This is a genomic window from Vreelandella sp. L-15, from assembly GCF_056857635.1.
Map to the genome: position 1 here is coordinate 1 of NZ_JBSXNN010000049.1, position 8,096 is coordinate 8,096.

7 protein-coding genes are annotated in these 8,096 nt (G+C 57.6%); 4 read left to right on the plus strand and 3 right to left on the minus strand.

What is annotated here, in order from left to right:
• Positions 1-214 precede the first annotated feature (214 nt).
• Entirely contained in the window at positions 215-1,123 is a 909-nt protein-coding gene (locus AC13CY_RS06385; protein WP_044630773.1) for a cation diffusion facilitator family transporter, read from the plus strand.
• Positions 1,124-1,229: 106 nt separating this feature from the next.
• Here AC13CY_RS06385 and AC13CY_RS06390 read toward each other — a convergent pair whose 3' ends face one another.
• Positions 1,230-2,135, minus strand: a complete 906-nt coding sequence (locus AC13CY_RS06390) for a cation efflux transmembrane domain-containing protein (protein ID WP_042924021.1) — start codon at positions 2,133-2,135, stop codon at positions 1,230-1,232.
• Positions 2,136-2,213: 78 nt separating this feature from the next.
• On the opposite strand from AC13CY_RS06390, the gene cadR reads away from it, so the two are divergent.
• Both cadR and AC13CY_RS06400 read left to right on the plus strand, forming a co-directional pair.
• Entirely contained in the window at positions 2,214-2,624 is a 411-nt protein-coding gene (gene cadR / locus AC13CY_RS06395) for a Cd(II)/Pb(II)-responsive transcriptional regulator (RefSeq protein WP_170968092.1), read from the plus strand.
• A gap of 43 nt (positions 2,625-2,667) precedes the next feature.
• Entirely contained in the window at positions 2,668-2,844 is a 177-nt protein-coding gene (locus AC13CY_RS06400) for a type 2 periplasmic-binding domain-containing protein (RefSeq protein WP_228247729.1), read from the plus strand.
• A gap of 122 nt (positions 2,845-2,966) precedes the next feature.
• On the opposite strand, the gene guaA is transcribed toward AC13CY_RS06400, so the two are convergent.
• Together guaA and guaB are read right to left on the minus strand one after the other, a co-directional pair.
• Positions 2,967-4,544 carry a glutamine-hydrolyzing GMP synthase gene (gene guaA, locus AC13CY_RS06405; protein WP_044630771.1) on the minus strand — a complete coding sequence of 526 codons (1,578 nt, stop codon included), beginning with the start codon at positions 4,542-4,544 and terminating at the stop codon, positions 2,967-2,969.
• An 88-nt stretch (positions 4,545-4,632) separates the two neighbouring features.
• Entirely contained in the window at positions 4,633-6,102 is a 1,470-nt protein-coding gene (gene guaB, locus AC13CY_RS06410) for an IMP dehydrogenase (RefSeq protein WP_054645354.1), read from the minus strand.
• Between the two features lie 217 nt (positions 6,103-6,319).
• Between guaB and xseA the strand changes: the two genes are divergently transcribed.
• Positions 6,320-7,678 (plus strand): exodeoxyribonuclease VII large subunit, encoded by a 1,359-nt coding sequence (gene xseA / locus AC13CY_RS06415; RefSeq protein WP_044630770.1) that lies wholly within the window; start codon positions 6,320-6,322, stop codon positions 7,676-7,678.
• The last annotated feature ends 418 nt before the right edge of the window (positions 7,679-8,096 follow it).

An 8,096-nucleotide genomic window follows, 5' to 3' on the forward strand; every position in this document is an offset into this window, starting at 1 on the left:
GTTTTCCTTTTGGTTCATGGTGTTAGGGGTAACAACATGATACCGGCGGGAAAGCCCCCGATCTCGTTGATAGCACTGAAATTTTCAACGCTATTCAGGCAGTTACAGCACCACCTGTGGAAAAGTGGGGAGACGCTAGACAGGCGACCAGGCACAGAGTAAGCTGAATACAGCAGATGCCTCTTTATAAATAGCCACCAACTAGGTTAACCCAATGAGTCACGACCATGTGCATATACCCCCCGAGACCAAGGATAAACGCGTTGCCATCGCCATCTGGGCGAACGGGATCCTGACCCTGGCTCAGATTGGGGGAGGTATCTTTGCCGGCAGTCTCGCCCTTATCGCGGACGCCTTGCATAACTTCTCTGACATGGCCGCACTCGTCATCGCGTTCGCGGCGCAAAAAATTGCGCGCCGCCAGGCTGACGCAAGGATGACCTTTGGCTACGGACGCATTGAAATCGTTGCAGCTCTCATCAACTACACTACCTTGATCATTATCGGGATCTACCTGGTTTACGAAGGTGGCATGCGGATAATCGATCCTCCAGAGGTAAAGGGCTGGTGGGTCGTCTGGCTTGGTGGTATCGCTCTGGCTGTGGACGCCTTGACAGCGTTGCTCACCTATTCGATGCAGAAAGACAGCGTCAATATCCGTGCACTGTTTCTTCACAATCTGTCGGATGCACTCGCGTCGGTCGCCGTGGTCATTGGCGGGACTCTTATTTTGCTCTACGACATGCGCTGGGTTGATCCTGCCATCACCATCGGTATCGCGGGCTATATTCTCTACCTGGGCCTGACAGAAATCGGCGGCACCATCAGAACACTCATGCTGGGTAGCCCGGTGGACATCGATACCGATGCCGTCATTGTTGCCCTCTCCAACATCGAAGGCGTTATCGACCTTCACCATGTGCATTTTTGGCAGATGGGCGAACACGATGCCTCGCTGGAGGCCCATGTGATTATCGAGGAAAGTGCATGGGATCAGCTTGAGAATATCAAATACAGGATAAAACAGGCTCTGGCGCAGGAATTCAACATACGTCATTCAACACTGGAATTCGAGCACCCGGACCACATGCACAAGGATGCCCACACCTATGGGCACGGTTGACAGAAAATTCTCCATAAGCATCGGCGAGAGCGGCGACTATTTTAATAGGCCGCCCAGGCGCGGAATTTTGCCGGCATGAATCCGAGCAGCGAGAAAGGACCAGAGACTAATAGCGCAGTTGCAGAATTCGCCGGGCGCCATTCAGCACAATCAGCCCGATGATCAGACCAATAACCAGGTCGGGATAACGGGAACCCGTCCAGGCGACCAATACACCGGCGACGATAACGCCCACATTGGCGATGACATCGTTAGCGGAAAAGATCCAACTTGCTTTCATGTGTGCGCCGCCGTGCCGGTTTCTTGCGATAAGCACCAGACACCAGACGTTGGCCGCCAGGGCCACAAGACCAAAACCCATCATTAACGCGGATACGGGTTCGCTGCCGAAAACAAATCGCCGCCCGACTTCAGCCAGGACTCCCAGCGCCAGAATCAACTGCAGCCAGCCTGACAAATGCGCCGCGCGCAGCTTGGTGCGAAGGCTGTTCGCCACCGCATAGAGGGCGACGCCATAGACCGCGGCATCAGCAAACATGTCCAAAGAATCCGCTATCAAGCCAGTGGATTGCGCCAGCCAGCCTACCGTCAGTTCAACCACGAACATAACGCCGTTGATGGCCAGCAACCACTTCAGTATACCGGCTTCGACCTGGGCGGTTGCCTCTTCCTTCTCCCTGGCCAGGACTAAATCCTCTTCCCCCGCCGGGGTGGTTTTTTCGAGCGTGGCACCCAGCCCCAGGGAACGCATCCTCTCCTCGATGGCAGCCCCATTGTCGCCATGGAATACCCGCACCTTCCGATTCGGTGTATCGAACTCCAGTAAAACCCGGGGCTCAATACTGTCCAGAGCCATGCGGATCATCCCCTCTTCCGACGGGCAGTCCATTTTTGGTACCCGGTAGTCACTGACATAGCCATGTTGAAAAGCCGTATCAGTATTCGCTATCCCAGAAGTGGGGGCACTGGCAATCTTGTTGCTCTGGCAGTTGTCATTACACGGGTCAGACATCGAAAAAAGCCCTTGAGAATGTACAGACGGTCACTATAAACTCTATAACAACTATAGAGTCAATCGGAATATTGAGAGATGATAAAAATCGGCGAACTGTCGAAAGTGACTGGCTGCTCCGTGCAAACCATCCGGCATTATGAAAAGGAACAATTGATTGCCTCCGCAGAACGCAGTGAAGGTAATTTTCGCCTGTACGATGAAGTTGCCGTTGAGCAATTACTGTTCATCAAGCACTGTCGCAGCCTGGATCTCAGTTTGCCGGAGATCCGGCAATTATTGGGATTAAGCCGTTCCCCCGGCGCACAATGTGATGACGTGAATCGGATGATGGATAGGCATATCGAGCAGGTGGAGGCGCGTATCCAGGAACTAACCAAACTGAACGAGCAACTGAGAATGCTGCGCCGCAGCTGTTCAAACCGTCGGACAGTCGAGCAATGCGGCATATTGCGGAATTTGTCGGCTACTCCGGTTTCGAGCGGCTGACACCCGGTTCCAAAAACTCTCCTGAACGTTCTGTAACAGGGGCATTTTTCCAGCGTGGGCGCCGACCGCAATGGTGAGAGAAGAACTGCACAGCGGAAAACCGGTCAGTCTGTTGAATGACTGGTTTACCACCTATGACGGCTATTACCTGTATTACCCGAGTCGCCGTCAATCATCCCCGCTGTTTCGCTTGCTGGTGGATGCACTGAGGTTCAAATAGAAAAACCGGGTAATTCCAGGTAATTAATCAAAGTCCAAAAACAAACAACCCGGCAATGGCGCCGGGTTGAATGAACGCCTGTCATTGACAGACGGTTACCAGAGAGTGCCCGTCGTTGCCGGCTACTCCCACTCAATCGTAGCAGGCGGCTTACTGCTCACATCATAAGTCACCCGCGAAACGCCTTCCAACTCGTTGATAATCCGGTTGGAAACCTTCTCCAGCAGCTCGTAGGGCAGGTGCGCCCAGCGGGCGGTCATGAAGTCGATGGTTTCGACGGCGCGGAGCGCGATGACCCATTCGTAGCGGCGGCCGTCGCCAACCACGCCTACGGATTTCACCGGCAGGAACACGGCGAAGGCTTGGCTGGTTTTTTCGTACCAACCGGCGGCGCGCAGTTCTTCGATGTAGATGGCATCCGCGTCGCGCAGAATGTCGGCGTACTCTTTCTTCACTTCGCCGAGAATGCGCACGCCCAGGCCGGGGCCAGGGAATGGGTGACGGTAGACCATATCGTAGGGCAGGCCGAGTTCGAGGCCGAGTTTGCGCACTTCGTCTTTGAACAGTTCGCGCAGCGGCTCGACGAGCTTGAGCTTCATGGTTTCCGGCAGGCCACCCACGTTGTGGTGGGATTTGATCACGTGCGCTTTGCCGGTTTTCGAGGCGGCGGATTCGATCACGTCCGGGTAGATGGTGCCCTGTGCCAGGAACTCCACGCCTTCAATTTTGCTGGCTTCTTCATCGAACACGTCGATAAAGGTGTTGCCGATGATTTTGCGCTTGGCTTCCGGGTCTTTCTCGCCTTCCAGCTTGCTGAGGAACAGCTCTTCGGCGTCCACGCGGATCACCTTCACGCCCATGTGCTTGGCGAAGGTTTCCATCACTTGGTCGCCTTCGTTTTTACGTAGCAGGCCGTTATCGACGAATACGCAGGTGAGCTGGTCGCCAATCGCTTTGTGCAGCAGCGCAGCCACAACGGAAGAGTCGACGCCGCCGGAAAGGCCCAGCAGTACGTGGCGGTCGCCGACTTGCTCGCGTACGCGCTGTACTTGGTCTTCGATGATTTGGGCAGGGGTCCACAGTTTCTCGGCTTTACAGATATCCAGCACGAAGTGCTCAAGAATCCGCTGGCCCTGTAGGGTGTGGGTCACTTCCGGGTGGAACTGTACGCCGTAGAACTGCTTCTCTTCCCAGGCCATGGCCGCAATCGGACAGCTCGGGGTAGAGGCGGTCACGGTGAAGGTGTCGGGGGCTTTGGCGACTTTATCGCCGTGGCTCATCCATACATCCAGCAGCGCGTTGCCGGTGGCGGCGTCTACGTGGTCTTTGATGTCTTTGAACAGCGCGGTCTCGGCGTCGATTTGAATCTGGGCGTAGCCAAACTCACGCTGGTTAGAGCCTTCTACCTTGCCGCCTAGCTGCTCGGCCATGGTTTGCATGCCGTAGCAGATACCAAATACCGGCAGGCCCATTTCGAACACGCACTGTGGGGCGCGGGGGGAATCCAGCTCGGTGACGGATTCCGGGCCACCGGCCAGGATGATGCCGTTAGGGTTGTATTCGCGAATCTCTTCTTCGGTGATATCGAAGGCGCGGATTTCAGAGAATACGCCGATTTCACGTACCCGGCGGGCGATCAGCTGGGTGTACTGGGAGCCAAAGTCGAGAATCAGGATCTTATGGGCGTGAATGTCACTCATGGCGGAGCCTCTATAACGCGGAACGGCCGCATTGGCTAAAAAGCAAGCGGCGGGGCAATGCCCGCCGCCGTGTAACTTAAAGCGCTGGTTAGCTCACCCGATAGTTGGGGGCTTCTTTGGTGATCTGCACGTCGTGAACGTGGGACTCGTTAAAGCCAGCGCCGGTAATCTGTACGAACTCGGGCTTGGTGCGCATTTCCTGAATGTCGCGACAGCCGGTGTAACCCATGGAGGCGCGCAGGCCGCCCATCAGCTGGTGAACGATGGCGCTCATCATGCCCTTGTAGGGTACGCGGCCTTCGATGCCTTCCGGCACCAGCTTTTCGGCTCCGGCGTCCTTGTCCTGGAAGTAGCGGTCGGCGCTGCCCTGGCTCTGCGACATGGCACCCATGGAGCCCATGCCACGGTAGGCTTTGTAGGTACGGCCTTGGTAAAGCTCAACTTCGCCCGGTGCTTCTTCGGTACCGGCCAGCAGGCCACCCACCATCACGGCGCTTGCGCCAGCGGCAATGGCTTTCGCCAAGTCGCCAGAGAAGCGTACGCCGCCATCGGCAATCAGCGGAATGTCGAACTCTTTCAGCGCTTCGGCTACGTTGGAAACGGCGGTGATTTGCGGTACGCCAACGCCTGCCACAATACGCGTGGTGCAGATAGAGCCGGGGCCGATGCCTACTTTCACGGCGTCTGCGCCTGCTTCGGCCAGCGCTTTGGCAGCGGCGGCGGTGGCGATGTTGCCGCCGATCACTTGAATCTCGGGGAAGTGCTCTTTGATCCAACGAACGCGGTCAATCACGCCCTGGGAGTGGCCGTGGGCGGTGTCAACGATGATCACGTCAACGCCGGCTTCGGCCAGTGCGGCTACGCGGTCCGGAGTTTCCGGGCCGGTGCCGACCGCTGCGCCTACTAGCAGGCGGCCGTCGCTGTCTTTAGCGGCCATCGGGTAGGTGCGGGCTTTTTCGATGTCTTGGAAAGTCACCAGGCCGCGCAGATGGAAGGCGTCATCGACAATCAGCATTTTCTCAATGCGGTGTTCGCGCATCTTGGCTTTGCTAGTTTCAAGGTCGGTGCCTTCTTTCACTGTTACCAGCCGCTCGCGGGGAGTCATAATGTCGGCAACGCTGTCGCCCACGTTAGGCTGGAAGCGCATGTCGCGCTCGGTCACGATGCCTACCAGGGTTTCTCCTTCTACCACTGGGAAGCCGGAGAAGCCGTTTTCGCGGGCCATGGCCAGCAGGTCTTCCAGCTTGGCTTTGGGGCTAACGGTGACCGGGTCTTTGACGATGACGCTTTCGTGCTTCTTCACCTTGCGCACTTCAGCGGCCTGTTGCGCCATGGTCATGTTCTTATGGATGATGCCGATGCCGCCTTCCTGAGCCATCGCAATGGCTAGACGCGCTTCAGTTACAGTATCCATTGCAGCGGAAAGCAGGGGAATATTCAGGAAGAGATTGCGGGTCAGGCGGGTTTTGAGGCTGACATCCTTTGGCAGAATGTCGGAGAAGCCGGGAACGAGGAGTACGTCATCGAACGTAAGCGCTTCTTGGGCCATACGTAGCATAGCGGCAACACCCATTGAGAAGTGGGAAGATGGGGCGTAAAAAGTTAATCGCCTATTATAACGTTTTGAGGGCCGCCCCAGCAATGCAGAGTCGCGGTTAGGCTTATACCAGTTGCTAATGACGCTCGAAGCCCTGCGGGAATAAGCGCCGCTGGCAAGGCTCACGCACCTCGTTTGAGGTATCGTGTCATCCACGAAATGATCACCAAGGCCAACGATGGAACCGACAAGCACATCACCCACTCCCAAAGCGCTCTCCGTGAGCCAGCTGAACCAGCGCGCCAAGCAAACCCTGGAGCGCGATGTGGGGGAAGTGTGGGTAGAGGGCGAGCTTTCTAATGTGTCTCGCCCGGCCTCGGGGCATATCTATTTCACTTTAAAAGACGACCGGGCGCAGATTCGCTGTGCGCTGTTTCGTCAGCGGGCGCGCTTTGTGGCCGCCCCCATGCGCGATGGCGACCAAGTGAAGCTACGCGGGCGGGTCTCGCTGTTCGAGCCACGGGGCGATTACCAGCTCATTGCTGAAGCGGTGCAAGCCGCTGGCCTTGGCGAGCTGCTGGCGGCCTTCGAGCGTTTGAAAGCGCAGCTGGAAGGCGAAGGCGTGTTCGCCAATACGCGCCCCCTGCCCTTTCCCCCGCGCAAGATTTTGATTTTAAGCTCCGCCAATGGGGCGGCCATTCGCGATGTGCTGGCCGTATTGGCCGCTCGCTGGCCGCTGGCGGACGTGACGCTGATTCCCGTACCGGTTCAGGGCGCTGAAGCCGCCCCGGCGATGATCTCGGCGCTGGGCCTGCTCAACCGGCAGGCGCGGCTAGACCCCGAGCAAGATGTGGTGCTAATCACCCGTGGTGGCGGCAGCCTGGAAGATCTCTGGGCGTTTAATAACGAGCATCTGGCGCGGGCGATTTTTCACTCCCGGCTGCCGGTGATGTCGGCAGTGGGCCACGAGGTAGATGTCACCCTGGCGGATTTTGCCGCCGATATGCGCGCCCCTACTCCATCCGCCGCCGCTGAACGGCTAGTGCCCGACCAACACGCTCTAAAGCGCCAGCTCGCTCAGGCGGAGCAGCGTTTGCACCGAAGCATGCAAGCGCGGTTAGAGCGCGATAGCCAGCGGCTAGATACTCTGCGCGCCCGCCTTCGTCACCCCGGCGAACAGCTGGCTCGCCAGCGCCAACACCTCACTACGCTGCAGCAGCGCCTTACCCGCGCCATGCAGCAAACCCTCGCCCAGCAAAAAGCCCAAGCGGCCCAGCTCGCCCGACGCCTGGCCAGCCAGGATATGGCCCGGCTGCACCGCGCCGAAAGCGAGCGTATCAGCAGCCTACAGCGCCGTTTAGCTAGCGCCATGCAGCGCATATTAGAAGTACGGCAAGCACGCCTGCACAGCGCCGCCCGCGAGCTAAACGCCGTCAGCCCGCTGGCCGTACTCGGCCGCGGCTACGCCATCGCCCAAGATACCCAAGGCCAAGTCATCCGCCGCGCCGAAGACACCCAGCCCGGCCAACTGCTCAAACTGCGCCTGGGCGAAGGCCGCCTCAACGTCGAAGTAAAACGGCGCTACAAGAAGCACTGAATTACCGCTCGGTAATCATTAGACGCCTTTAGATACAGAGATAGCAAAAAATTACCGTTCGGGAATATTTTGCCAGCAAGATCATTGCCTTTCGGCTATTCTTACCGAACGGTAATTTACGAGAGGCACTCGCAATGGCGACTTCAACTCCTCCTGCGACTCGAGTACGCACCTCACAAGAACTCGGCGCGCTGATAAAACAGGTGCGCCAATCCCAAGCACTACTGCAAAGCGACGTGGCAGGCCTTGCCGGTACCGGCAACCGTTTTATTGTCGACCTAGCAGCCTGTCGGTCTTTCCGTTGCACCGTGAGATACTGACCACCGTCATCGCCGAGCTGAGAAGATCGCCATGAGCCGCTTCATCCCTGTGGATCGCCAGACCGATTACCTGCTGCCGCCTTCGGTAGACGAGTGGT